Annotated in this window: 16 protein-coding genes, 5 tRNA genes and 1 riboswitch; of the genes, 11 read left to right on the top strand and 10 right to left on the bottom strand. The window is 72.0% G+C overall.

The window, feature by feature from the left end:
• Positions 1-23: 23 nt before the first annotated feature.
• The 4 genes from ACNYS0_RS19590 to ACNYS0_RS19575 form a co-directional block, all read right to left on the bottom strand.
• Positions 24-97: transfer RNA gene (locus tag ACNYS0_RS19590), tRNA-Phe, on the bottom strand.
• 23 nt (positions 98-120) lie between these two features.
• Positions 121-195 (bottom strand) — tRNA-Asp (locus ACNYS0_RS19585).
• A gap of 49 nt (positions 196-244) precedes the next feature.
• Positions 245-317: transfer RNA gene (locus ACNYS0_RS19580), tRNA-Glu, on the bottom strand.
• Between the two features lie 80 nt (positions 318-397).
• Entirely contained in the window at positions 398-1981 is a 1584-nt protein-coding gene (locus ACNYS0_RS19575; RefSeq protein WP_422475334.1) for a metallophosphoesterase family protein, read from the bottom strand.
• 58 nt (positions 1982-2039) lie between these two features.
• Between ACNYS0_RS19575 and ACNYS0_RS19570 the strand changes: the two genes are divergently transcribed.
• The 5 genes from ACNYS0_RS19570 (at position 2040) to ACNYS0_RS19550 (ending at position 7551) form a co-directional block, all read left to right on the top strand.
• Positions 2040-2390, top strand: coding sequence for a metallopeptidase family protein (locus ACNYS0_RS19570; RefSeq protein WP_422475332.1), 351 nt, complete (start codon positions 2040-2042; stop codon positions 2388-2390).
• Positions 2391-2550: 160 nt separating this feature from the next.
• Complete coding sequence (locus ACNYS0_RS19565) at positions 2551-3087, top strand: hypothetical protein (protein WP_422475330.1); 537 nt, start codon at positions 2551-2553, stop codon at positions 3085-3087.
• 475 nt (positions 3088-3562) lie between these two features.
• Positions 3563-5749 carry a DEAD/DEAH box helicase gene (locus ACNYS0_RS19560; RefSeq protein WP_422475328.1) on the top strand — a complete coding sequence of 729 codons (2187 nt, stop codon included), beginning with the start codon at positions 3563-3565 and terminating at the stop codon, positions 5747-5749.
• Between the two features lie 133 nt (positions 5750-5882).
• Positions 5883-7379 (top strand): amino acid permease, encoded by a 1497-nt coding sequence (locus ACNYS0_RS19555; RefSeq protein ID WP_422475326.1) that lies wholly within the window; start codon positions 5883-5885, stop codon positions 7377-7379.
• A gap of 99 nt (positions 7380-7478) precedes the next feature.
• A tRNA-Lys gene (locus ACNYS0_RS19550) sits at positions 7479-7551 on the top strand.
• 508 nt (positions 7552-8059) lie between these two features.
• On the opposite strand, the gene ACNYS0_RS19545 is transcribed toward ACNYS0_RS19550, so the two are convergent.
• Positions 8060-8779, bottom strand: coding sequence for a PP2C family protein-serine/threonine phosphatase (locus ACNYS0_RS19545; RefSeq protein ID WP_422475324.1), 720 nt, complete (start codon positions 8777-8779; stop codon positions 8060-8062).
• A 239-nt stretch (positions 8780-9018) separates the two neighbouring features.
• Positions 9019-11358: a LuxR C-terminal-related transcriptional regulator gene (locus ACNYS0_RS19540; protein WP_422475322.1), complete on the bottom strand. Its 2340-nt coding sequence runs from the start codon at positions 11356-11358 to the stop codon at positions 9019-9021.
• 314 nt (positions 11359-11672) lie between these two features.
• Here ACNYS0_RS19540 and ACNYS0_RS19535 point away from each other — a divergent pair, with 314 nt between their 5' ends.
• The 5 genes from ACNYS0_RS19535 to ACNYS0_RS19515 all read left to right on the top strand — a co-directional run bounded on the left by ACNYS0_RS19535 (position 11673) and on the right by ACNYS0_RS19515 (position 16888).
• Positions 11673-12896 carry an alginate lyase family protein gene (locus ACNYS0_RS19535; protein ID WP_422475320.1) on the top strand — a complete coding sequence of 408 codons (1224 nt, stop codon included), beginning with the start codon at positions 11673-11675 and terminating at the stop codon, positions 12894-12896.
• Between the two features lie 62 nt (positions 12897-12958).
• Positions 12959-13032 (top strand) — tRNA-Met (locus ACNYS0_RS19530).
• Positions 13033-13220: 188 nt separating this feature from the next.
• Positions 13221-14339 (top strand): PP2C family protein-serine/threonine phosphatase, encoded by a 1119-nt coding sequence (locus ACNYS0_RS19525; RefSeq protein ID WP_422475318.1) that lies wholly within the window; start codon positions 13221-13223, stop codon positions 14337-14339.
• A 265-nt stretch (positions 14340-14604) separates the two neighbouring features.
• A riboswitch (cyclic di-AMP (ydaO/yuaA leader) is annotated at positions 14605-14740 on the top strand.
• Between the two features lie 11 nt (positions 14741-14751).
• Positions 14752-15804 (top strand): M23 family metallopeptidase, encoded by a 1053-nt coding sequence (locus ACNYS0_RS19520; RefSeq protein ID WP_422475316.1) that lies wholly within the window; start codon positions 14752-14754, stop codon positions 15802-15804.
• 127 nt (positions 15805-15931) lie between these two features.
• The gene (locus ACNYS0_RS19515) at positions 15932-16888 is read left to right on the top strand and encodes an aldo/keto reductase (protein ID WP_422475314.1); all 957 of its coding nucleotides are present in this window, start codon (positions 15932-15934) and stop codon (positions 16886-16888) included.
• Positions 16889-16907: 19 nt separating this feature from the next.
• Here the strand turns inward: ACNYS0_RS19515 and ACNYS0_RS19510 are convergent, their stop codons facing one another.
• The 4 genes from ACNYS0_RS19510 to ACNYS0_RS19495 all read right to left on the bottom strand — a co-directional run bounded on the left by ACNYS0_RS19510 (position 16908) and on the right by ACNYS0_RS19495 (position 21926).
• Positions 16908-18242 (bottom strand): PrsW family intramembrane metalloprotease, encoded by a 1335-nt coding sequence (locus tag ACNYS0_RS19510; protein ID WP_422475312.1) that lies wholly within the window; start codon positions 18240-18242, stop codon positions 16908-16910.
• A gap of 73 nt (positions 18243-18315) precedes the next feature.
• Positions 18316-19083, bottom strand: a complete 768-nt coding sequence (gene trmB, locus ACNYS0_RS19505; protein ID WP_422475310.1) for a tRNA (guanosine(46)-N7)-methyltransferase TrmB — start codon at positions 19081-19083, stop codon at positions 18316-18318.
• A 128-nt stretch (positions 19084-19211) separates the two neighbouring features.
• Positions 19212-20444 (bottom strand): L-2-hydroxyglutarate oxidase, encoded by a 1233-nt coding sequence (lhgO, locus tag ACNYS0_RS19500; RefSeq protein WP_422482729.1) that lies wholly within the window; start codon positions 20442-20444, stop codon positions 19212-19214.
• A 60-nt stretch (positions 20445-20504) separates the two neighbouring features.
• Positions 20505-21926, bottom strand: coding sequence for an NsdA family TPR-like regulatory protein (locus tag ACNYS0_RS19495; protein ID WP_422408545.1), 1422 nt, complete (start codon positions 21924-21926; stop codon positions 20505-20507).
• Positions 21927-22545: 619 nt separating this feature from the next.
• Between ACNYS0_RS19495 and ACNYS0_RS19490 the strand changes: the two genes are divergently transcribed.
• Complete coding sequence (locus ACNYS0_RS19490) at positions 22546-24639, top strand: asparagine synthase-related protein (protein WP_422475308.1); 2094 nt, start codon at positions 22546-22548, stop codon at positions 24637-24639.
• The last annotated feature ends 61 nt before the right edge of the window (positions 24640-24700 follow it).

The following is a 24700-nucleotide window of genomic DNA, read 5'->3' as shown; positions in this document are numbered from 1 at the left end:
CCGAAGACGGGGCCTAGTTCCTGTGGCTGGGGCCGGGATCGAACCGGCGACCTATCGCTTTTCAGGCGATCGCTCGTACCAACTGAGCTACCCAGCCACGAAGTCCACGAGGAACTTCAGCGGTCCTGACGGGATTTGAACCCGCGGCCTCCACCTTGACAGGGTGGCGAGCACTCCAAACTGCTCCACAGGACCTTGCTGTTGTGCGAGACAAGCGAGAGCAAGTGTCTCACACGGTTGTGCGTGCCCCCAACGGGATTCGAACCCGTGCTACCGCCTTGAAAGGGCGGCGTCCTAGGCCGCTAGACGATGAGGGCTATCGGCCCGCCTGCGCGCTTTGCAGCGCGTCGGGGACGTGAGAAGCATATGGGATGCAGGGAGCTATCGCCAAAACGGTTTACGGGGAGCTCTCCCCAGGGCTCGGCGAGGGGGTCGCACCGGGCTGGTTCTCCTGCGGCAGATGGCGGCTGACCTCCGCCTTCGTCAGGCCGAGACCGCCCAGCCGGATCTCGTCCCAGGCCTGTAGACGCCTGCTGTCCCGGTCCAGGTAGAGGACCGAGGCCTCGACCGGATCGGGCTTGCCGTCGTCGACCGCGCGCAGGCCGCTGCCGCCGGTCGAGCCCTCGACGCGCAGCCGGGTGCCGAGCGGGAGCACCTCCATCTCCTGGTGGTGGATGTGCCCCGCAAGGACCAGCGGCACCTCACCGTCCACCTCGCGGGCCGCGGCCGGCTCATGGGCGAGCGCGATGTCGACCGGGGTGCCCGCCGCCCGCTGGTCGCGCAGCGCCGACGCCAGCCGGACGCCCGCGAGCCGCTCGGCCGGATCGCCCTGCGCCTTCACCGCGCGGTCCGGGGTGTACTGCGGGTCGCCCGTCCCGGCGAAGCGCAGGCCCGCGACCGTGACGGCCTTCCCGTCGTCGAGGACGCGGACGTTCTTGAAGCGCTTCCGGTCGGAGAGGTACTTCTGCGTCGCGTTCTTCGAGTCGTGGTTGCCGCGGATCCAGACGTAGGGCGCCTTCAGGTGCTTGATCGGGTCGAGGAACGCGTTCTCCGCCTTCGAGCCGTGGTCCATCGTGTCGCCGGTGTCGACGATCACGGAGATCCGGTACTGCTCCACCAGCGAGGCGATGATCTTCCACGACGCCGGGTTCAGGTGGATGTCCGACACGTGCAGGACCCGGATCGTCGAGGGGTCCGGCTGGTACGTGGGGAGCGTGGACGTCGCGTCGTAGAGCTTGGTGACGTTCGTGACCAGGAGCGCCAACTCCTTTTGGTACACGTCGAACTCGGTCACGATCGAGCGGGCGCTGCCGACCACGGACGGCGCCGAGGAGAGCAGCCCCGAGAACTTCGGCTCCAGGACGGACTCCGGGTTCCACGTCGCGTACGCCGTGCCGCCGGAGGCCGCGAGGAGGGTGAGCGCCAGGCCGCCGGCGGCCAGCGCGCGGCGCGGGCGGCGGTAGACCACGAGGCCGAGCGTCGTGGCGCCGGCGACCACCGCCACGCAGGAGCGCAGGGCCAGGTCGACCGTGCCGTGCTCGACGTCGCGAGCGACCTCGTCCTGGAGTCCGGAGAACCGCTCGGGGTGGTCGACGAGGACCTGGGCGCGGGCCGGATCGATGCGGTCCACGTCGACGTCGAGGCGGATCGGCGCCGTGTGCGAGTGCAGTTCAAGGGCGCCGAGCGGCGACACGTTGATCTTCGTACCGCCCGAGAACGACGGGCGCAGCGTCATCTTCGTGTCCATGGGCCCCACCGGCGTCCGCACGCTGCCGACGATCAGCAGCCCCAGCCAGGCGCCGAGCAGCACGACGGCGACCAGGCCGAGGGCGCGCACATACGGGTGCGGCGGATGGACCAGTTGCAGGACCGGGCCGGGGTGCCGGTCACGGTAGTGACGCAGGAGGGCAGCGGGGGCGGTGCGAAAGCCCCGGATGCGGCGGCGGACTCCACGTATGGCGGCGGCTGGCGAGCGGGCCATTGCTCCCGTATGCCCAAGTGCACGGGTGGATATGCGGGTTGTACCGGACAATGGCCGTGTGCTGGAGATGACGCGCGAGACGTTCGAGGAACTGGTCGCCGAGGCGCTCGACCGGATCCCGCCCGAGCTGACCCGACTCATGGACAACGTGGCGGTGTTCGTGGAGGACGAACCCCCCGCCGAGGACCCCGACCTGCTCGGGCTCTACGAAGGGACGCCGCTGACCGAGCGGGGCGAGTGGTACGCGGGGGTGCTGCCGGACCGGATCACCATCTACCGGGGGCCGACGCTGCGGATGTGCGGGTCCAGGGAGGACGTGGTCACGGAGACCGAGGTGACCGTGGTGCACGAGATCGCACACCACTTCGGGATCGACGACGCGCGGCTGCACGCGCTCGGATACGGCTGAGGCGCGTGGCACACGGGTGAGGCACGGGTGAGGCCCCCGCGCTGATTGTGGGGGCTTTGTGCGGTGCTCGCGCGGCGCGTGTCCTCGTGCGGGCGACAGGAGTTGGGGACGGTACCCCCCCCCATGGTGACCCCGTCTCGTGCACCGGAGGTGCTCGCCCGTGCGCCAGTTGTCCGTATCGCCACGCGCCCTGTCGCTCAGTGCGCTCCGTCTGGGCCGGCTGGCCGCGACGACGGTGGCCGTCGCCGCGGCCGCCGGCTGCATGAGCGTGGGCGCCGACGGCACGGGCGCGGCCACCCACTCCCCGCCGCAGCGGGGCTCCGGCGCCGCGCCCGACGGCGGCAACGCGGTCCCGGACGGCGGGGCGGACGTGGGGGCGCGCGTCGGCGACGCCTCGGAGATGCCCTCGCGGCGGCCCGCCTCGCCCGAGGTCCAGGACACGCCCTCCTCCGCCTCCCCCACGCGGACGAAGGCCTCCGCCCCGGGCCCGACACCCGCCTCGCCGTCCCGCAGCGTGCCGCAGCGGCCCTCGCAGCGGCCGACGTCCCCCAGCGCGACGACCACCCCCTCGCCCACGAAGTCGTCCCCCGCCCCCTCCACGTCGCCGCCGACCGCCGAGCCCTCGTCCTCGGCGCACGAGGAGACCGCGTCGGAGCGGGCCAGTGAACCGCGACCGCAGGCGGGGGACCCGGCCTAGGGCCCTTCTGACGGATCCTGCTGGGGTCGCGGGCCCTGGCACGCGCATCTGCGGCGTTGTCGTCGGTTGCCAACTTCCCCAAGCTCTCGGCTTCGCTCGAGCAGGGGAGGCCCCATTCGCGTTGACGCCCTCCTCCGCCTTGCAGCTGCACGCACCAGAACCCACTCGGGAAGCCGAATGACACGGCCTCCGGGGTCCAGCCTGACCCGTCAGAAGGACCCTAGGGCGAGTCCGGCCCGGAGGGCCTGGTCGTCGTGTGATCGGGGTCTCAACGACCCGGTTTGCCTCGGGGGGTGGAGGGTGCGTATGGTGGTAGATCGTTTGATCCCATTTGCCCGGCGCCGTCAAGAGAGCGCCGCGTGGCGCGTACTCTCCCTTGCCGTGGCTGGACCGCATTGAGGCGGTCGATTTGCTGAATTGCGAATACACGGAGTTGCGGGCGCGTGCCGAGACTCCGGAAGGTTTCGCATTTCGCATGTCCATTTCCACTGAGAACATCGCCGACCAGGCCGTCGAGAACGACATCGACACGGACACGGTCGACATCATCGAGAACGACGAGCCCACCATCACGTTCGCCGATCTCGGTCTCCCCGAGCCGGTCGTGCGCAAGCTCGCGCAGAACGGTGTGACCACCCCCTTCCCGATCCAGGCCGCGACCATCCCGGACGCCCTGGCAGGCAAGGACATCCTCGGCCGCGGCCGCACCGGCTCCGGCAAGACCCTCTCGTTCGGTCTGCCGACGATGGCCCGCCTGGCCGGCGCCCGCAGCGAGAAGCACAAGCCGCGCGCCGTCATCCTCACCCCGACCCGCGAGCTCGCGATGCAGGTCGCGGACGCGCTCCAGCCCTACGGCGACCAGGTCGGCCTCAAGATGAAGGTCGTCTGCGGCGGTACGTCGATGGGCAACCAGATCTACGCCCTGGAGCGCGGCGTCGACATCCTCGTCGCCACCCCGGGCCGCCTGCGCGACCTCATCAACCGCGGCGCCTGCGACCTGAGCAACATCGAGGTCGCCGTCCTCGACGAGGCCGACCAGATGTCCGACCTGGGCTTCCTGCCCGAGGTCACCGAGCTGCTCGACCAGGTTCCGGCCGGCGGCCAGCGCATGCTCTTCTCCGCCACCATGGAGAACGAGATCAAGACGCTCGTCACCCGCTACCTGAACGACCCGGTCTCGCACGAGGTCGACAGCGCCCAGGGCAACGTCACGACGATGTCGCACCACATCCTCGTCGTGAAGCCCAAGGACAAGGCCCCGGTCACCGCGGCCATCGCCGCCCGCAAGGGCCGCACCATCATCTTCGTCCGCACCCAGCTGGGCGCCGACCGCATCGCCGAGCAGCTCCGCGACGCCGGTGTGAAGTCCGACGCGCTGCACGGCGGCATGACGCAGGGCGCCCGTACCCGCGTCCTCGAGGACTTCAAGAAGGGCTACGTCAACGCCCTCGTCGCCACCGACGTCGCCGCCCGCGGCATCCACGTCGACGACATCGACCTGGTCCTGAACGTGGACCCGGCCGGCGACCACAAGGACTACCTGCACCGCGCGGGCCGCACCGCGCGTGCCGGCCGCACCGGCACGGTCGTCTCCCTGTCGCTGCCGCACCAGCGCCGCCAGATCTTCCGCCTCATGGAGGACGCGGGCGTCGACGCCGGGCGTCACATCATCCAGGGCGGCGCCGCCTTCGACCCGGAGGTCGCCGAGATCACCGGCGCCCGCTCCATGACCGAGGTCGAGGCCGAGTCCGCGGGCAACGCCGCGCAGCAGGCCGAGCGCGAGGTCACCGACCTGACCAAGCAGCTGGAGCGCGCCACCCGTCGCGCCGCCGAGCTGCGCGAGCAGGCCGACCGCCTCACCGCCCGCGCCGCCCGTGACCGCGGCGAGGACGAGGAGGGCGTGGCCGCCGCCGTCACCGCCGCCCAGGAGGCCGCCGCCGAGCAGGCCGCCAAGGCCGCCGCTGCCGCCGAGGAGGCGGAGCGCCAGGAGCGCGCCGAGCGTTCCTCCTACGAGTCGCGTCCGCGCCGCGACGAGCGGGGCAACTTCGAGCGCCGCGACAACCGCGGTGGCGACCGTGGCGGTTTCCGCGGTGGCGACCGTGGTGGCGACAAGGGCGGCTTCCGCCGCGACGACCGTCGTGACGGTGACAAGGGCGGCTTCCGCCGGGACAACGACCGTGGTGGCCGCTCCTTCGAGCGCCGCGACAACGACCGTGGCGGCCGTTCTTTCGAGCGTCGTGACGACCGGGGCGGCGACCGTGGCGGCTTCCGCCGGGACGACCGTGGCGGCGACAAGGGCGGCTTCCGCCGCGACGACCGCCGGGACAACGACCGTGGCGGCCGTTCTTTCGAGCGTCGTGACGACCGCGGTGGCGACCGTGGCGGCTTCCGCCGGGACAACGACCGCGGCGGCTTCAACCGCGACGACCGTGGCGGCCGTCCCTTCGAGCGCCGTGACAACGACCGTGGCGGCTTCCGCCGCGACGACCGTCCCTCGGGCCACCGGGGCAGCGACCGTCCGTTCAACCGCGACCGCCAGGGCGACCGCCCCTCCTCCGGCGGCCACCGTCCCTACGGCCGCCGTGACGACCACCGCGGCGCCGGCACCGGCTCCTCCTTCGGCCGCCGCGACGACAAGCCGCGCTGGAAGCGCAACGGCTGACCGTTCCTGACGCGACAGGGCCGCGGCCCCACTCCCTCACGGGGGTGGGGCCGCGGCCTTTTCCGTACCGGGCACCGGAGTTGGGCCTTGATCGGCCGCATGTCGCGCCCCCGGCGAGGGAATCGCTGGGGGCATGACAAGTGATGCCAGCAGAGCCACTGACGCGCAGCAGTCGGCCGTGGCCGCGGGCTCCGACGAGGAGCGCCTCGCCCAGCTCGGCTACACGCAGGTCCTCGCCCGCCGCATGTCGGCCTTCTCCAACTACGCCGTCTCCTTCACGATCATCTCGGTCCTCTCGGGCTGTCTGACGCTCTATCTGTTCGGCATGAACACGGGCGGGCCCGTCCTCATCACCTGGGGCTGGGTCGGGGTCGGCCTGATGACCCTCTTCGTGGGCCTGGCGATGGCCGAGATCTGCTCGGCGTATCCGACGTCGGCGGGGCTGTACTTCTGGGCGTACCGGCTCGCGCCGGAGCGCAGCGCGGCGGCGTGGGCGTGGTTCACGGGATGGTTCAACGTCCTGGGTCAGGTGGCCGTGACCGCCGGTATCGACTTCGGTGCGGCGTCCTTCCTCGGGGCGTACCTGAACCTCCAGTTCGGCTTCGAGGTGACGCCGGGCCGGACGATCCTGCTCTTCGCCGGGATCCTGCTGCTGCACGGACTCCTCAACACCTTCGGCGTCCGCATCGTCGCCTTCCTCAACAGCGTCAGCGTGTGGTGGCACGTGCTGGGCGTCGCGGTGATCGTCGGCGCGCTCGCCTTCGCGCCGGACAGCCACCAGTCGGCGTCCTTCGTCTTCGGCGAGTTCGTGAACAACACGGGCTGGGGGAGCGGTCTGTACGTCGTGCTGATCGGGCTGCTGATGGCGCAGTACACCTTCACCGGGTACGACGCGTCGGCGCACATGACGGAGGAGACGCACGACGCGTCCACGGCGGGCCCGAAGGGGATCGTCCGCTCGATCTGGACGTCGTGGATCGCCGGCTTCGTCCTCCTGCTCGGCTTCACCTTCGCGATCCAGTCGTACGACGGCGCGCTGAACTCGCCGACCGGCGCGCCGCCCGCCCAGATCCTCCTGGACGCCCTCGGAGCGACGGCCGGGAAGCTGCTGCTCCTGGTGGTGATCGGCGCCCAGCTGTTCTGCGGAATGGCGTCCGTGACGGCCAACTCCCGCATGATCTACGCGTTCTCGCGCGACGGGGCGCTGCCGTTCTCCCGCGTGTGGCACACGGTGAGCCCGCGCACCCGCACCCCCGTCGCGGCGGTCTGGCTCGCGGCGGCGGGGGCCCTGGTCCTCGGCCTGCCGTACCTGATCAACGTCACCGCGTACGCGGCCGTGACGTCCATCGCCGTCATCGGCCTCTACATCGCGTACGTCATCCCGACACTGCTGCGGCTGCGCAAGGGCGACGCCTTCGAGCGGGGGCCGTGGCACCTGGGCCGCTGGTCGACGGTGATCGGTGTGGTGGCGGTGGCCTGGGTCGTCGTGATCACGGTCCTCTTCATGCTGCCGCAGGTCTCCCCGGTCACCTGGGAGACCTTCAACTACGCCCCGATCGCTGTGCTGGTGGTCCTCGGTTTCGCGGGCACGTGGTGGGGGGTGTCGGCTCGGCACTGGTTCCTGCGCTGACGCTCCGCCCGGCGCGCGGGACCCGGGATGCCGATACCCGATCGGCCTCCCGGCGACGGCGGGCTATGCTCGGGGGTGCGTCGGCTCAGGTCGGCGTGTGGACCCTTAGCTCAATTGGCAGAGCAGTGGACTTTTAATCCATTGGTTGTGGGTTCGAGTCCCACAGGGTCTACGGAAAGTAGGCGGGGTGCACCCCCTATGACCTGCTATTTGGCGCCCGGGTCGGCTTCGGTCGGCTCGGGCGCTTCTTCGTTCCGGAGCCATGGCGCCCGCGCCGCGTCCGGTCCGGGGTGTCGCCGAGGGCCGCGTGGAGCTGGTGCTCGCAGGCAGGCGGGTCGCCAGGAATTCCCGCACCCCGGCCCGGTCGTGCCCGATGGAGTGCCAGAGGGCGTCGGCCGTGCCGAGCAGCCGGGCGGCGGCCGGTTCGACGGCCAGGGGGATGCCCTCGAGGCGCGCGCAGATCGCGGCGACGGCGGCACCGTCCCGCTCCGCGAGCGCCACCCGGGGCGACGCTTCCACCGCGCGCAGGGTGAACAGCGGCTCCGCGTCGGCGGCCGACGAAGGACGTGGTCTCGGAGGGCAGATTGCCCTTCGTCCTGTCGTACCGGGAGTTTTCCATGTGGCTCTGTCTCCTCCGGTGCGCCGGTCGCCGTCCACCGGTCGGCCCGGGGCCGGTGGGCTCAGGGGCGGCGGTGTTCCAGGAGCAGCAGGAGGGCGTCGTCGGTCAGGCGGCCGCCGGTGTGGCGGAGCAGGTCGCTTTCGATGCGGGTCAGGTAGGTGCCGGGGTCCTCGGCGGGGTGGCAGGCCGCGCGCTCGGCCAGGGGGAATTCGAGGCCGAGCGGGCTGCGGGCCTCGGTGACCCCGTCGGTGTAGAAGAGCAGGCGGTCGCCGGGGGCGAACGGCATGGTGTGCGTGGCGAGATGGGCGTCGGCCAGGTCGAGGAGGCCGAGGGGCGGTGCGGGCGTCAGTACGTTGGTGAAGACGGCCGAGGAGCCGCGGATCAGCAGTGGGGGCGGGTGGCCGCAGCAGAGCAGTTCGGCCCGGGCGTCGGCGCCGACGGTGCCCAGGATGGCGGTGACGTACTGCTCCGGGTGCGGTGAGCGGCCGATGAGCGAGTGGAGCCGGTGCGCGATGCCGCTCAGGGTGGGTTCCTCGGGGGCGAGCAGCCGCCAGGCGCGAAGGACCGCGGCGGCGGTGCCGCGGGCCGCCTCGCCGTGGCCCATGACGTCACCGATGATCAGCCGGGTCCCGTCGGCGGTGGGGGCGACGCCGAAGATGTCCCCGCCGGAGCCGGTGGCCGGTGAGACGTGCCGGGCGATCAGTCGCAGTGGCCCGGAGGCCACGGTGACGGGGTGCTGCGTGAGTTGACCGGTGCGGCTGTGACCTGCGCTGTGCGGCATGCGGGGTCCCGTCGTGGTGCGTGAACCCATGAGCGTAATTGGGCGATGACCGCCCGTGTGCCCGATGAGGTGAATGCCTCTACCTACATCTTCTTGTCGAAAGCTTTCTTCTCGAATCACCGCATCCGCGGGGGCCCGAAGTGCCGAAGTGACGTGGCGCTAGGGCCCTTCTGACGGATCTTGCTGGGGGCGCCGAATGGCACGGCCTCCGGGGTCCAGCCTGATCCGTCAGAAGGGCCCTAGACGCCGGGATCGGGCTGTGGGGCGAGGTGGCCGGTCTCGCCGACCAGGCTGGCGATCTGGGCCCGGGAGGAGAAGCCGAGCTTGGTCAGGATGTGCTCGACGTGCGCGTCGGCGGTGCGCTTGGAGATGACGAGGCGCTGCGCGATCTGACGGTTCGACAGGCCCTCGGCGACCAGCGCGGCGACCTCGCGCTCCCGGCGGGTCAGCACGCCGAGCGGGGTGACCTGTTCGTCGGGCTCGACCGCGGGCACGGGCGGCTCGTCGCCGGTGGCGCGGGCGATCACCTGGTCGACCGGGGCGATGGCGCCGGCCCGGAACGCCGAGTCGTAGGCGCTGTCGCCGAGGGCCCGGCGGGCCTGTGCCTCGGCCGCGTACTGGAACTCCTGGAGCATGGTGACGCCGAACATCGGGGCCGCCCCGCACTCGCGGTAGAGGCCGGCGATGGCGCCCAGCAGCCAGGCCGCCCGCCCGCACTGCTCGGGGTCCTCGGCGGCGATCCAGGCCAGCGGTTCGAGGCAGTGCGCGATGCAGAGGCGGTCCCCCAGGTCGTACTTGCAGTGGGCCCCCACGCGGGCGAGCCGGGCGCACTCCTCGCGCTCGCCCATCAGCCACAGGGCGACCGCCTTGTGGCAGGCGGCCCAGCCCCGGTTCCAGCGTTCCTCGGTGCCCGCCATGGACAGCGTCGTGTCGTAGTGCGCGCAGGCGGTCTCCAGATCGCCCAGCATCATGTGCAGGAAGCCCAGGTGGTACGCGTACATGAGGATGCCGACCCGGTCGTCGAGCGCGCGCAGCGTGATGTGGGCGGCCTCGTACAGCTCGACCGCGGCCTCGGGGTGTCCCATCGCCATGTGGACGCAGCCGAGGATGGCCTGCGCGTGGGCGTGCAGCCGCTCGTCCCCGAGCCGTACGGCGATGTCGCAGGCCTCGCCCAGCATCAGCGGCAGCTGCGGGGAGTGGTCGCCCTGGATGGCGGCGTACCAGCCCGCGTAGCGCAGGGCCATCGAGCGCTCGGCGACCGGCTCGGGCACGAGGTCGAGGCCCTTGTGCAGCCAGTACCGCCCCTCCGACAGGCGTGAGGCGCAGAACCAGAACGCCCACAGGGTGGTGGCCAGCGTCAGGCCGGTGTGCGCCTCCTGCGGTGAGGAGTAGGAGAACTCCAGCGCCACCCGCAGATTGGCGCGCTCGCGCAGCAGCCGGTGGAAGCGCGGCAGCTGCTCGTCGCCCGCCCATTCGGCCTCGAACCAGCGGGCCAGTTCCAGGTAGTGGTCGCGGTGGCGGACCCGCAGGGCGTGCCCGTCCGCGCGCTCGGCCAGCCGCTCGGCGCCGTACTCGCGCAGGGTGTCGAGCAGTCGGTAGCGGACCCCGTCCGTGTCGTCGGCGCGCAGCACCACCGACTTGTCGACGAGCCCGATCAGGTGCTCGACGATCTCGTCGGCGGGCAGGACGTCGTCGGAGCAGATGTCCTCCACGGACGGCAGGTCGAAATCGCCGGCGAACAGTGAGAGGCGGGCCCACAGCAGCCGTTCCTGCGGCGAGCACAGCTCGTGGCTCCAGTCGATGGCCGTGCGCAGCGTCTTGTGCCGCGGCAGGGCCACCTTGCTGCCGCCGGTGAGCACCCGGAAGCGGCTGCTGAGCCGGTCCACGATCTGCGCGAGCGACAGGGCGCGCAGCCGCACCGCGGCGAGCTCGATGGCCAGCGGGATGCCGTCGAGCCGCCGGCACAGGGCGGCGACGGCCTTCCGGTTGTCGTCGTTCAGCGTGAACCCGGGCACCACGGCGGCCGCGCGGTCGGCGAAGAGCCGCATGGCGTCGGTGTCGGTCCGCGGGTCGTCCGCGGCGGCGGGCAGGGCGAGCGGCACGACGGGGAAGGCGTGCTCGCCGGGTACGTCGAGGGGTTCCCGGCTGGTCGCCAGGATCCGTACCGACGGTGCGCTGCGCAGCAGGATGTCGGCGAGCATTCCGCAGGCGTCGACGATGTGCTCGCAGGTGTCGAGCACCAGCAGCAGTTCGCGGTCCTCCAGATGGTCCACGAGGACGTCGAGCTGCGAGCGGTTGGGCTGTTCCGGCAGGCCGAGCGCCGTGGACACGGAGTGCGCGAGGAGATCGGGGTCGGTCAGCGACGACAGCTCCACCATGCAGACGCCGTCGGGCAGTTCCTTCGCGAGGCGGGCGGCGACGCGCAGCGCGGTCCTGGTCTTGCCGACGCCGCCGGGTCCGAGAAAGGTCACCAGGCGTACCCGGCCCAGGAGTTGGGTGGCCGTCGCGATCTCCTCGGTGCGGCCGACGAAGCTCGTCACCTCGACGGGCAGATCACCGGGGCGCCGCTCGGCCTTCACTTCGATCGCCTCTTCCCGGTGGGAGCGGGTCGTAAGAGAAGAGCAGCACCGTAGTCCGCGGGGCGCGGAACCGGTGGCCGTAGTCCGAAAGCGTCCGAAAGAGTCGGGAAGAGTCCGAATCCGGTGGGAAGCTCGGCAAGAAGCGACAAGAAGGGCGGCGGAAGAGGCCGGTGCCTGCCGCACACGACCGGCGCAACAGATCCTGCGCCCACCGCCTCCACGCGTCAGGCTGCGGATGAGCGAGTCCGGCCCCCTGTCTGCCGGACGACAGGGGGCCGGACCCACTCGTCCGGTGATCCGACCGGAGGTGTTGCATGGCAGCGGGCGCACGGACGCGACGCGTTCTTCTGGGGTGTCTCGTCCCCCTGCTGGTGGTGGCCGCGGCCGCGTGCGGCGGGACCACGAGGACCGACTCCGACGTGGGCGCGCACCCCGAGCACCGGCCCTCCGGCGGCCCCTTCGCACACCCCGGCGTTCTGGTCGGCAAGGACCAACTGGCCGCGGTCCGCGACCACGTGGCCCGTAAACAGGAGCCGTGGATCTCCGCGTACAAGGAGATGAGCACCAGCAAGTACGCCGACCTCGACTACGAGGCCAAGCCGTACGCGACTGTGGAGTGCCCCTTCGACGCCGAGGCCGGACAGGGCTGCGTCGAGGAGCGCGAGGACGCCATCGCCGCCTATACGCAGGCACTGCTGTGGAACATCACCCGCGACAAGGCGCACGCCGCCAAGGCCGTCGAGATCATGAACGCCTGGTCGGACAAGGTCACCGGCCACTCCGCGGACAACGCGGGGCTCCAGGCCGCCTGGGCCGGCACGTCCTGGGCGAAGGCCGGCGAGCTGATGCAGTACACGTACAAGGACTGGCCGGACGGGCAGGAGCTGAAGTTCCAGCGGATGCTGCGCGAGGCCTATCTGCCCGAAGTGCGCGGCGGATCCGCCGACTTCAACGGCAACTGGGACCTGGTGATGGCCGACGCGACCATGAGCATGGGCGTCTACCTGAACGACCAGCACGCCTTCGACCAGGCCGTCGGGCACTTCAGGGCCCGCGTCCCCGCGTACTTCTATCTGTCCTCCGACGGGAAGCTGCCGGTGAAGCCGAAGGGCAGCGGCATCGACTCCCCGAAGGAACTGCGGACGTACTGGTTCGGGCAGAGGACCTTCAAGGACGGGCTCGCCCAGGAGACCTGCCGCAACTTCAAGCACGCCAGCTACTCGCTCGCCGCCACCTCCCACATGGCCGAGACCGCCTGGCACCAGGGCGTCGACCTGTACGGGGAGGTGAAGGACCGGCTCGCGGCCGCGCTCGAACTGCACTCCAAGTACCAGTTGGGCGCCAAGGCCCCGTCCTGGCTGTGCGGCGGGAAGGTGCAGCGGGACATGGGGCCCGACACGGAGGTGGGTCTCCAGCACCTTCAGGGGCGGCTGAAGATGGACCTCCCGCAGACCGAGAAGCTCACCGAGAAGCAGCGCCCCGAGGGGACGGACGACCTGTTCGTGGCGTGGGAGACGCTCACGCACGCCGCCGCGTGAGCGGTCACGCGAAGCGATTCGCGTTCACTCCCCCTGATGGCGTAGAGTTGTGAACACAACGGCGCGGGGTGGAGCAGCTCGGTAGCTCGCTGGGCTCATAACCCAGAGGTCGCAGGTTCAAATCCTGTCCCCGCTACTGAAGAACAGAGGCCGGAATCTCATTGAGATTCCGGCCTCTGTTCATTTTGTGTCTCCGCCCGGTCGCCCCTGTTGCGCCCGTCACGTTCCCCACCCGTACGGCCCACCCCTGCTCGCCTCCGCGCCCCCGTGCAGGAACTCTTGGTGAGACGCCGGAAGCTGGCAGGGAGCGGCAGGAGACGAGTGGTGGGGCAGCGAACAGGAGGCACCGGCGGGAGACGGAGGAGGCACGGCTCCGACACCGTGGGCACCCGCCTCTTCCTGCGACTGCTGCCCCTGTTTCTCGTCCTCGGCGGCGCGGTCTACGAGTACGTCACCCCCAGCGGCTTCCCCGGCGCCCCTCTGTTCAGCGCGGCGCCGCTGGTGGCCGCCCCGTTCTTCTCGCTCGGCGCGACGGCCCTGGTCGGCGCGGTGTCGATCGGCGCGATCGTCGCGGTGCACCTGCGCTTCACGGACCACCTCGACTCCGTGTTCGTCACCGAGATAGTCACCGTGGCCACGGTCTGCCTGCTGGCCTGTGTGCTCAACCGGATCGTGTACCGCAGCTACGAGCAGCTGGCCTCCGCCCGCGAGATCGCCCAGGCCGCGCAGCTGGCGGTGCTGCCCGAGCCGGCCCGGCGGCTCGGCGGCCTCACCATCGCGGCGCGCTACGAGGCGGCGCAGGCCGACGCGTTCATCGGCGGTGACCTGTACGCGGTGCAGGACACCCCGCACGGCATCCGGATCATCGTCGGTGACGTGCGCGGCAAGGGGCTCGGCGCGGTCGCGGCGGTCGCCGTCGTCATCGGGGCGTTCCGGGAGGCCGCCGAGCAGGAGGGCTCCCTGGAGGCGGTCGCCCAGCGCCTGGAGCGGGCCCTGGCCCGTGAGGGCGGCCGGCGCCGCGGCATCGACGACTTCGAGGGCTTCACCACCGCGGTGCTCGTCGAGATCCCGCACGGCGTCGAGCTCGTCCGCGTCCTCAACCGCGGCCACCCCAGCCCGCTGATGCTGCTCGGCGACGGCGCCGTGCGCGAGGTGAGCCCGTGCCAGGCGGCGCTGCCGCTCGGCATGAGCGAACTCGGCAGCTGGCCCGACCGGGCCGTCGAGACGGCGTTCCCGTCCGCGGCCACGCTGCTGCTCTACACCGACGGGCTCTCCGAGGCGCGCGACGCGAGCGGCCGGTTCTACGATCCGGCGGCGCGGCTGTCCGGCCGCCTCTTCCCGGGGCCCGAGGAACTGCTCGCGGCCCTCGCCGCCGAGGTGCGCGCGCACACCGGCAACGGGACGACGGACGACATGGCGCTGCTCGCCGTGCGGCGGACCTGAGGTCCTTGATCGTTTGTTACCCGAGGTAGCCGACCGTAGTCGAACGGCGTCGCTCCGCATAACAATTGACGTACCGTCAGAAGGTTGAGTTCGTTGAATGTGGGGACGGTGTGACGCCAACTCGCCCTGATTCGCCCGCCGGTGTCACGAAAAGTCCTGGCCAGAGTCGTGAACGATCAGTGGGAAGCGCTTGGAATTACTGTCTGCTGTCTATTAACGTTCGATAACGCAGCGCGGTCGTCCCAGCCGTCACAAGAGATGGCTCCGTGCGCACACGCCTAATCCCGCAAGGGAGCCGGGGAACCACCAACTTGGGGTGAATCGGACACCTTTGGTGTTCGTAGGAGACCTTCCTGCTCCGAACCCGTCAGCTAACCCGGTAGGCGAGAAGGAAGGAAAGGAGAGCGCCCCCGTGGCGTCGAACCGGCCTGCCCCCGACTTCTTCTACGGCCCCGAAGACGACTTCGGCGTCGAGCAGGAGACCTGGGAGGAGTGGAATCCCACCGAGGAGTCCCTCGCTCCCGTCCGCGGCAGGCATCGCGTAGCCCGCCGCCGTGGTGGATTCGCCCGCAGCTCCACTGTTCTCGGCGTCGGCGTGGTCGCCGCCGTCGGTGCGGGCGGCATCGCCACCGCACAGGGCGGCAAGCCGCCGGTCCACATCTCGATGCCCGACCTCTCCGCGGTCAAGGACTCGCTGCCCGAGGCCAAGTCGCTGCCGGGCGTGGGCTCGCTGATATCCGACGGTTCGGACTCCGGTTCCGACTCCGGCGCCGCGGCCTCCCCGCTGAGCGGCGCCGGAATCACCCAGGCCGAGGCCGCCGAAGGACGGACCGGCGCCGGCGAGGCGCTGCGGGCCCGCATCATGCAGCAGGCCGAGACGCAGCAGGACGCGGCCGACGCCTCCGCGAAGCAGGCCGCCGAAGAAGCCGCCGCCAAGCAGGCGGCCGAGGAGGCCGCCGCCAAGCAGGACGCGGCCAAGGCCAAGGAGATCGCCGCGCAGAAGAAGGCCGAGGAGGAGGCCCGCCGCAAGGCCGAGGCCGAGCGCCTGCGCAAGCTGGCCGCCAGCTTCAAGCTCCCGGTCGCCTCGTACACGCTCTCCGGCACCTTCGGTCAGCCCGGCTCCATGTGGTCCTCCGGGTACCACACGGGCCTCGACTTCGCCGCCTCCACCGGCACGCCGATCCGCGCCATCCACGGCGGCACGGTCACGGAGGCCGGCTGGGCGGGCGCGTACGGCTACCGCACGGTGCTCACGCTCGACGACGGCACCGAACTGTGGTTCTGCCACCAGTCCTCGCTCAATGTCAGCGCGGGCCAGAAGGTCTCCACCGGCGATGTCATCGGCCGCGTGGGCGCCACGGGCAATGTCACCGGGCCGCACCTCCACCTGGAGGTCCACCCCGACGGGCAGTCCACCGGTGTCGACCCGGCGACCTGGCTGCGCGACAAGGGCCTCACCCCCTGAGAACGCGTGAACCCCGGCGGTCCTGGCGCTGACCCCCCGACGCCAGGACCGCCGGTTTGCCCGTTCTTGGGGCAATTTCCGGCGGGATCGTGGAATACCGTATTCCGTGCGGGCGTTGAGACGGAGCATGACTTCCTCCTCTCCCTCGCTGCGCAAGCTCGGCACCTCCGACCTCGAGGTCTTCCCGCTCTCCCTGGGCGGCAACGTGTTCGGCTGGACCGCCGACGAGGCCACGTCCTTCGAGGTGCTCGACGCGTACGTCGCCGCGGGCGGCAACTTCATCGACACCGCCGATGTGTACTCGGCCTGGGTGGACGGCAACCGGGGCGGTGAGTCGGAGACCGTCATCGGCAAGTGGCTCGCCTCGCGCGGGCGCCGCGACGACGTCGTCATCGCCACCAAGGGCAGCCAGCACCCCGAGTTCCAGGGCCTGTCCGCCGCCAACATCAAGGCCGCGGCCGACGCCTCCCTGAAGCGCCTGGGCACGGACCACATCGACCTGTACTACACGCACTACGACAAGCCCGAGGTCCCGGTCGAGGAGATCATCGGCGCCCTCGACGAGCTGGTGAAGGCGGGCAAGGTGCGGCACATCGCCGCGTCGAACATCTCCGCCGAGCGCCTCCAGGAGTCCCTCGACTTCTCCGACCGCGAGGGCCTCGCCCGTTACGTCGCGCTCCAGCCGCACTACAACCTCGTCTCGCGCGACACGTACGAGGGCGAACTCCAGGACGTCGCCGCCCGCGCGGGCCTCGGGGCCGTGCCCTACTACGCGCTCGCGTCCGGCTTCCTGACCGGGAAGTACCGGCCGGGCGTCGCCGTCGACAGCGCGCGGGCCGCCGGTGCGGGCAAGCACCTGGAGACCGAGCGCGGGCGCAACGTGCTGACCGCCCTCGACGAGATCGCGCAGGCCCACGACGCCGAGATCGCCACGGTCGCCCTCGCCTGGCTCGCCGCGCAGCCCACCGTGACGGCGCCGATCGCGTCCGCGCGGATCGTCGAGCAGCTCCCGGCGCTGCTCGCGGTGGCGGACGTGGAGCTGACGCGGGCGGAGCTCGACCGGCTGACGGCGGCCTCCGCGTGAGCCCTCGGCAGGACCGTCCTCAGTACCGGTAGGGGTTGTAGTTGTACGCGGGGTACGCGGGGCCCTGCGCCAAGGGGCCCGCGTACACCGGGGGCAGCCACATCGGCGCCGCGATCTGGGAGCCGTACGCGAGCGCCGGGCGCGCGTAGGCGCGCCGCGCCCACAGCGCTTCGAGGAGCTCCCGCTCCCGTGCGACGAAGTCCGCGCCGGCCCTGCCGCGGCGGCCGCGGTGGCGCAGCAGCGCGAGGGACGTCGCGAAGTCCTCGTACTCGACGACCGCCGTCGCGGCCGCCCGGCCGCCGTAGTGAGTGGCGAAGTCGCGGGCCAGGCGCCGCGCCTTGAGCGAGCCGAGCGCGAACGGCTCCGGCGGGGCGAGCCAGCCCGCGGCGACGTAGGCGGGCAGCTCCTGGCGGACGGTGCGCAGCTCGCGCTGGCGCACGTACACCGCGAGCCAGGTGAGCACGCCGAACACCGGCACCATGAACGCGGCGTACACCGCGAAGAATCCGTACTCGCCGAACGAGGACGAGCCGTTCCAGAAGGCGTGCATGCCCATCGCGGCGAGCAGCCCCGCGAGCGGGAGCAGCATCCGGCGTAGTCGGCCGCGGCCGGGCGCCATGGCGGCGGCGATGCCGAAACCGATGCCGGTGAGGACCGTGAACAACGGGTGCGCGAACGGGGACATCACGACGCGCACGAAGAAGGTGGCGGCGGTGACCGAGGCCAGGCCGGTACCCGTGCCGGAGAGCTGGTCGGTGCCGAAGGCGTTGCCGAGATAGAGGATGTTCTCGGTGAACGCGAAGCCGGTCGCGGTGACCCCGGCGATGACGACGCCGTCGACGATTCCGGTGAAGTCGCGTCTGCGGAACAGGAAGACGAGCAGCACGGCCGCCGCCTTCGCGGACTCCTCGACGATCGGGGCTATGACGGTGGCGCCGAGGGTGTCGGCGCTCGATGGGTCGGCGGTCGCGGTCTCTATCCAGCGGGTCGCGAAGCTGTTGGCGACGATCGCTATCAGCGCCGCCGCGCACGCGCCCCACGCGAAGGAGAAGATCAGGTTCCGCCAGGGGCCCGGCTGTACGCGGTCCAGCCAGCGGAACGCGGATATGAGGAGGGGGACGGGCAGCACCGCGAGCCCGAGCCCGACCAGGAACCCCTCCGTGCCGGTCTGCTCGCGGACCAGGGCGAGGATCACGACCCCGGAGATCGCGAGCAGCGTCGCCAGCGCCGTGGCCCGCACCCCCTTCCGCTCCCACCAGCGGGGATGCGGAACCGCACCGTGGGGGACCACGCCGCTCGGGTGTGCGCCGAGGACGTCGCCCTGCCGGTGCGGATGGACGGGATACGAGGCCACCAATTGACCCTAACGAGGGATGTGCCGCGCCGCGACGGGGCCGAGAGGATCCGGCCCGGGCCCGGCCCCGCAGCTACCGGCGCCGGAACAGCAGGTCGTGGACCACGTGGCTCTTGTCGAGGCCCTTGCCCTCGAAGCGGGTCAGCGGGCGGAACGCGGGGCGGGGCGCGTAGCCGCCGTCCGCGATGGTGTTCTCGTAGTCGGGGTGGGCGGTGAGGACCTCGAGCATCTGCTCCGCGTAGTCCTCCCAGTCGGTCGCGCAGTGCACGAGCGCGCCCGGCTTGAGCGGCCCCGCCACAAGGGACAGGAAATCGGCCTGGATCAGTCGCCGCTTGTTGTGGCGCTTCTTGGGCCAGGGGTCGGGGAAATAGACGCGCAGCCCGTCGAGGCAGTCGTCCGGGAGCATGTCGCGCAGCAGCACGATCGCGTCGCCGTTCGCCACCCGTACGTTGTCGGTGCCCGCGCGCTCCGCCAGGTTCAGCAGATTGCCCTGGCCCGGCGTGTGCACGTCGACCGCGAGGATGCCGGTCGTCGGATCGTCCTGTGCCATCTGCGCCGTGGCCTCGCCCATGCCGAAGCCGATCTCCAGGACGACGCGCTCGACACCGGGGAACAGCTCAGCGAGGTCGAGCCGGCGCTGTCCGTCGATGTCCAGGCCCCACTTGGGCCACAGCCGCTGCAAGGCGTCGGCCTGCGCGTCGGTGACCCGGCCGCGGCGCGGCTGAAAGCTGCGGATGCGGTGCTCGTAGTGCGACTGCGCGGGGTCGGGCCGCGGCCCATCGGGGAACCGCGGCTCGTTGGGGCGGGCGGTGGACACGGGGGTTTCAGACGACTCAGACACAGTGGAACCAATTTTACGGGCGCCCACGAGCGCTTCGCTTCCGGCGGGTGTCGGCCAATTAAGCCCCTGCGGCGATTGAGCAGCGGGGTCCGGGGCAGAGCCCCGCGACCGCAACCACGGCGCAGGCCTCACAACAACGCGAGGACCCGCCGCGCAATCTCCCGCCCAATCGGCAGCGACGCCGTCGCCGCGGGAGACGGCGCGTTCAGAACATGCACCGCCCGCACCCCCTCCCGAATCAAGAAGTCGTCCACAAGCGTCCCGTCCCGCAGCACCGCCTGCGCCCGCACCCCCGCCGCCACCGGCACCATGTCCTGCGCGGTGACCGCCGGCACGAGCCTGCGCACCGCCTTGGTGAACGCCGACTTCGACAGCGACCGGTGCACCTCACCCGCCCCGTACCGCCAGTGGCTGCGCGCCATCCGCCACGCCCCGGGCCACGCCAGCGTGCCGCCCACCTCGCGGGGCCGGACGACCCCCCACCCGTAGCCCTCGCGCGCGAGGGCCGGCACCGCGTTGGGACCCACGTGCACCCCGCCGTCGATCCCCCGCGTCAGATGGACCCCGAGGAACGGGAACGCCGGATCCGGCACGGGGTAGACGAGCCCGCGCACCAGGTCCGGGCGGCCGAGCTCGAAGTACTCGCCACGGAACGGCACGATGCGCATCTCCGGGTCGTCCCCGGTCAGCCGCGCCACCTCGTCGCAGCGCAGCCCCGCGCAGTTGACGAGCACGCGCCCGCGCACCACGTCACCGGCTCTCGTCCGCACGGCGACACCCCGGTCCGCGCGGCGGTCGACCTGCACGACGTCCGCCCCGTACCGGATCTCGGCCCCGGACGCCTCGGCGAACCGCTCGGCGACCGCGCGGTAGTCGACGATCCCCGTCGTCCCCACGTGGATCGCGGCGAGGCCGCGGACCTCCGGCTCGTACTCCTGGATCTGCGCGGAGCCGAGCTCGCGCACCGGTATCCCGTTCTCCCTGCCGCGCTGGACGAGGGCGTGCAGACGGGGCAGCTCGTCCCGCTCGGTGGCGACGATCAGCTTTCCGGTGACCTCGTGCGCGATCCCGTACTCCGCGCAGAACTTGACCATCTCGGCGGCGCCGCGCACCGCGAACCGCGCCTTGAGCGAGCCGGGCCGGTAGTAGATCCCGCTGTGGATGACCCCGCTGTTCCGCCCCGTCTGATGCCGGGCCGGCCCCTCCTCCTTCTCCAGGACGACGACCCGGGTCCCCGGCGCCGCCCGCGAGACGGCGTACGCGGTGGAGAGCCCGACGATCCCCCCGCCAACCACCAGCACGTCCCCGTCATACCCAGCCGCCCCCACGGGCCTCACCTCCACTCCCGACACACCCAGCATCTTGCCCGACCCCACTGACAATTCATGCGGGCAGCCTCGGGCCCACGCGGACCGCGCGGCCTACGCGGGCGCCATCAGCAACGGCCGGGCCCGCTCCCGCAGCTCCACCACCCGCGGCTCGTCCCCGTACGGCTCGAGCCGGTGCAGCAGGTCCTTCACGTACTCCGTGGTCCGCGCGGACGAGATCCGCCCGGCCACTTCGAGTGCCCGGGTGCCCTGCTCGCATGCGGCGTCGAGGTTCCCCGACTCCAGCTCGGCCACCGCCGACACCACGAGACGCAGCCCGTGCGAGCGCACGAACTCCTCGGTGGGCTTCGACAGCGCCTGCTCCGTGAAGCGCCGCACCTGGCGGGGCGCCTTCAGGTCGCGGTAGCACTCGGCCGCGTCCGCCGCGAACCGGTCGTAGGAGTAGAAGCCGAGCCACGAAGGGTCGGTGTCGCCGTCACGGGCCCGCTCAAGCCAGCCCTCGGCGGCCCGCAGCGCGCCCCCGGCCGCGTGCCCGTCACCGGTGCGCGCGTGCGCGCGTGCCTCGATGAGCCGGAAGAAGCTCATGGTCCTGGCCGTCGCGAGCCCCCGGTTGCGCTCGATGGCGGCCTGCGCGAGGTCGACGCCCTCGTCACCGAACCCGCGGTAGGTGGCCTGAAGCGACATGGAGGCGAGGACGTAACCGCCCAGCGGCACGTCCGCCGCCGCGCGCGCGAGCCGGAGCGCCTGGATGTAATAGCGCTGCGCCGCCTCCTGTTGCCCCGTGTCGAACGCCATCCACCCGGCCAGGCGCGTCAGTTCGGCCGCCGCCCCGAACAGCGAGCGCCCCACCTCGTCCGAGTACGAGCCGAGCAGCAGCGGCGCCGCCTCCACCCGGAGGCACTCGGGCACCATCGACGAACGCCAGTCCCCACCCCCGTACTTGGAGTCCCAGCGCCGCGCGTCCTCCGCGGCCTCACGCAGCTTCTGCACGTCGCTGTGGCCGACCTTCTGCGGTGCGCCGTCCTCCACGTGGTGCGCCTCCCGGGCCACCGAGGAGTCGGCCGGGGTTATCAGCCACCGGGACGCGGGCGTCGCGTACGCGCTCACCGCGAAGGAACCGGCCAGCGACTGCCAGATCCCGCCGCTGCCCGCCCGCCGCCCGGCGAGGTCGAGCCGGTACAGCTCCGTCGCGGACTTCACCGCCTGCCGCACGTCGCGCGGGAAGGCGAGGCCCACCTCGGGCGCGGGATCCGCGTCGGCCAGGCCGATCTCGTGCAGCGGCACGGGCCGGCCGAGCTTCTGGCCGATCGCGGCGGCGATGAGGTGCGGGGCGGCGCCCTGCGGCACCATGCCCTTCGACACCCAGCGCGCCACCGACGTCTTGTCGTAGCGCAGCGTCAAACCCCGTTGTGAACCCAGGTCGTTGACGCGGCGGGCGAGTCCTGCGTTGCTGATTCCCGCGAGGGCGAGAACGGCGCCGAGCTTTTCGTTCGGCCCGCGTTGCTCCCTGGACATGAGCCACCCCTCGACACAGACGGCTGCCGCGCCGGGCACCACGCCGACTTTTTCGGCCTGGCATAACCGCGCGGCATTCGTACACACAGCGTAGTTCGCCGCATCCCAAGCGTTAAGGGTCGTCATTCCGGATGGCGGGATTGTTGTCCGTACTGAAGTACGGCGCAGGCCACGCCGTGTGACCGTGTGCTCCGGGCGTGGTGCCGTGCGCCCGTGCGTGCGCTCTTACCCGGGCGAGGGGGCGGCGGTTGCATGGGACCTGCGTGGGTCGGCCCGCTGTACTGGATCCAGTGGGCTGGGGGACACCGCCGCCTACATCCCCGCGGGCGGCGGACCGGTCCGGGAGGTGATGTGCGCCTCCCGGACTGTGCGTTGCGCGCTGTGGCCGAAGCGGGGTGTTCAGCTCCGGCCAACGGCGGCCGATTTGGCCGAATCCCGCCCCTGTCATCCGGACTCGCCCGGGTCGTACCACGGTTCAACCACGGCTCAAATGGGGCGCATTAGGGGGAGCGTACGCCACTTCCCGCTCGCTCCTTCCCTTCGCCGTGTCCCCTCTTTGGGGCCGCCTTCGTGGCAGCATGGGGACCCCTTGTGTTGTCCACAGCCTGTGGAGGCGGCGATGCGCTGGTTGGTGGGGTGGAGCAGTGCCGCCTCCGGGCCCGTTGCGCTCGGTTCCGCGGGCGCCATGGGGTCCGAGGGCGAAACGGTACATCCGGTCGGCTCCCAACTCCTGTGGGGCGACCCGGATCCGCTGTGGGCGGTCGGCGACTGGCGCGCCGACGAAGTGCGCATCGTGAAGGCCGACGACCAGACACGGATCGCGGTCCTCGGCGTCTGCGGGGCGTCCGACGAGCAATTGCGGGTGGGCCTGTTCGCCGCGCGCGGCGGCGCCCTGCGCCACCTCACGGCCTGGCCCGGCAGCTACACGGCGGTCGTCCAAGTGGGCCGCCGCGTCACGGTGGTGGGCGACCTCGCGGGCGCGCGCCCCGTGTTCCACACCCCCTGGGCGGGCGGTACCGCGTACGCGACGGCGGCGCTCCCGCTCGCCGACCTCATCGAAGCCAACCTGGACGTGGGGCACTTGGCGGCGCTCCTCGCCGCGCCGGACGTCCCGGAGGCGCTGCACGACTCGACGCCGTACCAGGGCGTGCACCGCATCCCGCCCGGCCACGCGCTGATCCTGCGCACCGGGTCCCGCGAGATCGCCGGCTACGAACCGGTGGCCTCGCTCGCCGTGGGCGTGGGCGCCGTCGACCCGGAGCGCGCGGTGGACGACGTGCGCGACGCCCTCGTCGAGGCGGTAAGGACCCGGCTCGCGGCGCCCCGGCACGTGCCGGGCACCGACCTGGATCCCGGGCCCGTGCCCGGCATGGGCCCCGCCGAGCGGCGGGCCGCCCGCGGCATGCCCGTGCCCGGCATCGGCGCCGACGTCTCCGGGGGGCCGGCGTCCGGCACCCTCGCCCTCCTCGCGGCGGGCCTGCCCGGCATGCCCGGCACGGTCCTCGGGCACGGCACGGGCGCGGGCGAGCGCCTCCTGGCGGTCACCTTCAATGACCGCTCGTCGCGCGTGGACCAGCACGAGGCCGAGCTGGAGAGGGCCGGGGCGCTCGCCGCGAACCCGCGCCTCCACCACGTAGTGGTGGCGGCAGGCGAAGAGGCGCTCCCGTACGCCGAGTTGGACGGACCGCTCACCGACGAGCCGAGCCCGACCCTCATCACGGCCGCCCGCCACCGCGCCCGCCTCGTCTCCGGCAGCGCCGACCACTTCACCGGCTACGGGGCCCGGCAGGTCCTGGACGCCCACCCGGCGCGTCTCGCCGACCTGCTGATGGACCGGCGCAGGCGCCACATGCTGCGCCCCGTCGCGGCGCTCACCAAGGCGGACGGCTCCTTCACCGTCCCGGCGCGCGTCTACGGAGCGGCCAGGAAGCTCGCCCGTACGCCCTACAGGGCGGGCCTCGAAGGGCTCGCCAGCCGGCTCCTCCAGCAGGACTTCGAGGAGCCGGGCGGCGCCGTCGGCGCCTCCCTCGCCGCCCTCGCGTGGGCCAGACCGGGGCCGGCCGCGCGCTGGCTGACCGGTGAGGCACTCGCTGAAGTATCGGTTCGCCTCCACGACGGAAAGACCCGCCCGGGACCGGGCCCCGGACAGCGCCCCGGAGAGTTCCGCGCCCGCGCGAGCCTCGCCCGGCACGCGGCGGACCTGCGCATCCTCGAACAGGCCGCCGAGGTCCGCTTCCAGCGCCTGCACGCCCCCTTCCTCGACAACCAGGTCGTCCGCGCCTGCCGCGCCCTGCCCGAGGCGATGCGCGTCCAGCCGGGGGCCCGCGCCGAGATCCTGCGCCGGGTCCTCGAGGGCGCGGGCGTCAGTGAACTCCCGCCCGGCTGGGGAGCGCCCTCCCACGCCTCGTCGTCCGCCGCGACCCGCGCCGGGCTCCGCCTCGCCGCGGACCAGCTGATCGGCCTCTTCGACACGCCGCTGCTCGCGCAGACGGGCCTGATCGAGGGCCGCGTCGTCCGCAAGGCCCTGCGCTCCGCCGCCGACGGCGAACCGCTGCCGCTCGACGGCCTGGCCGACCTGGTCGCCCTCGAACTGTGGCTGCGCCGCCTCCTCGCCCGCCGCGGCACCTGCTGGACCGGCACCCCCGCACGCGCGCGTGCGGTGCCGACGGGGAGCGTCGTCCCGGAGCGCGCCCTGGGAGCGGGACCGAGATAGCGGGGTCGAGGTAGCGCGGGGCCGACGGCCGCGAGCGGCGCCGGGCCGCGCCGGGGAAAAG

It is taken from the genome of Streptomyces anthophorae, assembly GCF_049310305.1.
Classification (GTDB): Bacteria; Actinomycetota; Actinomycetes; order Streptomycetales; family Streptomycetaceae; genus Streptomyces.
The sequence above is the reverse complement of the archived record's forward strand: the minus strand, read 5'-3'. Positions and strand labels throughout refer to the sequence as shown.

Bases quoted from the DNA above. Each gene is read 5' to 3' on its own strand.
- ACNYS0_RS19575 (WP_422475334.1), bottom strand. From the start codon at position 1,981: ATGGCCCGCTCGCCAGCCGCCGCCATACGTGGAGTCCGCCGCCGCATC.
- ACNYS0_RS19560 (WP_422475328.1), top strand. From the start codon at position 3,563: ATGTCCATTTCCACTGAGAACATCGCCGACCAGGCCGTCGAGAACGAC.
- ACNYS0_RS19555 (WP_422475326.1), top strand. From the start codon at position 5,883: ATGACAAGTGATGCCAGCAGAGCCACTGACGCGCAGCAGTCGGCCGTG.
- ACNYS0_RS19545 (WP_422475324.1), bottom strand. From the start codon at position 8,779: ATGCCGCACAGCGCAGGTCACAGCCGCACCGGTCAACTCACGCAGCAC.
- ACNYS0_RS19535 (WP_422475320.1), top strand. From the start codon at position 11,673: ATGGCAGCGGGCGCACGGACGCGACGCGTTCTTCTGGGGTGTCTCGTC.
- ACNYS0_RS19515 (WP_422475314.1), top strand. From the start codon at position 15,932: ATGACTTCCTCCTCTCCCTCGCTGCGCAAGCTCGGCACCTCCGACCTC.
- lhgO (WP_422482729.1), bottom strand. From the start codon at position 20,444: ATGCTGGGTGTGTCGGGAGTGGAGGTGAGGCCCGTGGGGGCGGCTGGG.
- ACNYS0_RS19495 (WP_422408545.1), bottom strand. From the start codon at position 21,926: ATGTCCAGGGAGCAACGCGGGCCGAACGAAAAGCTCGGCGCCGTTCTC.
- ACNYS0_RS19490 (WP_422475308.1), top strand. From the start codon at position 22,546: ATGCGCTGGTTGGTGGGGTGGAGCAGTGCCGCCTCCGGGCCCGTTGCG.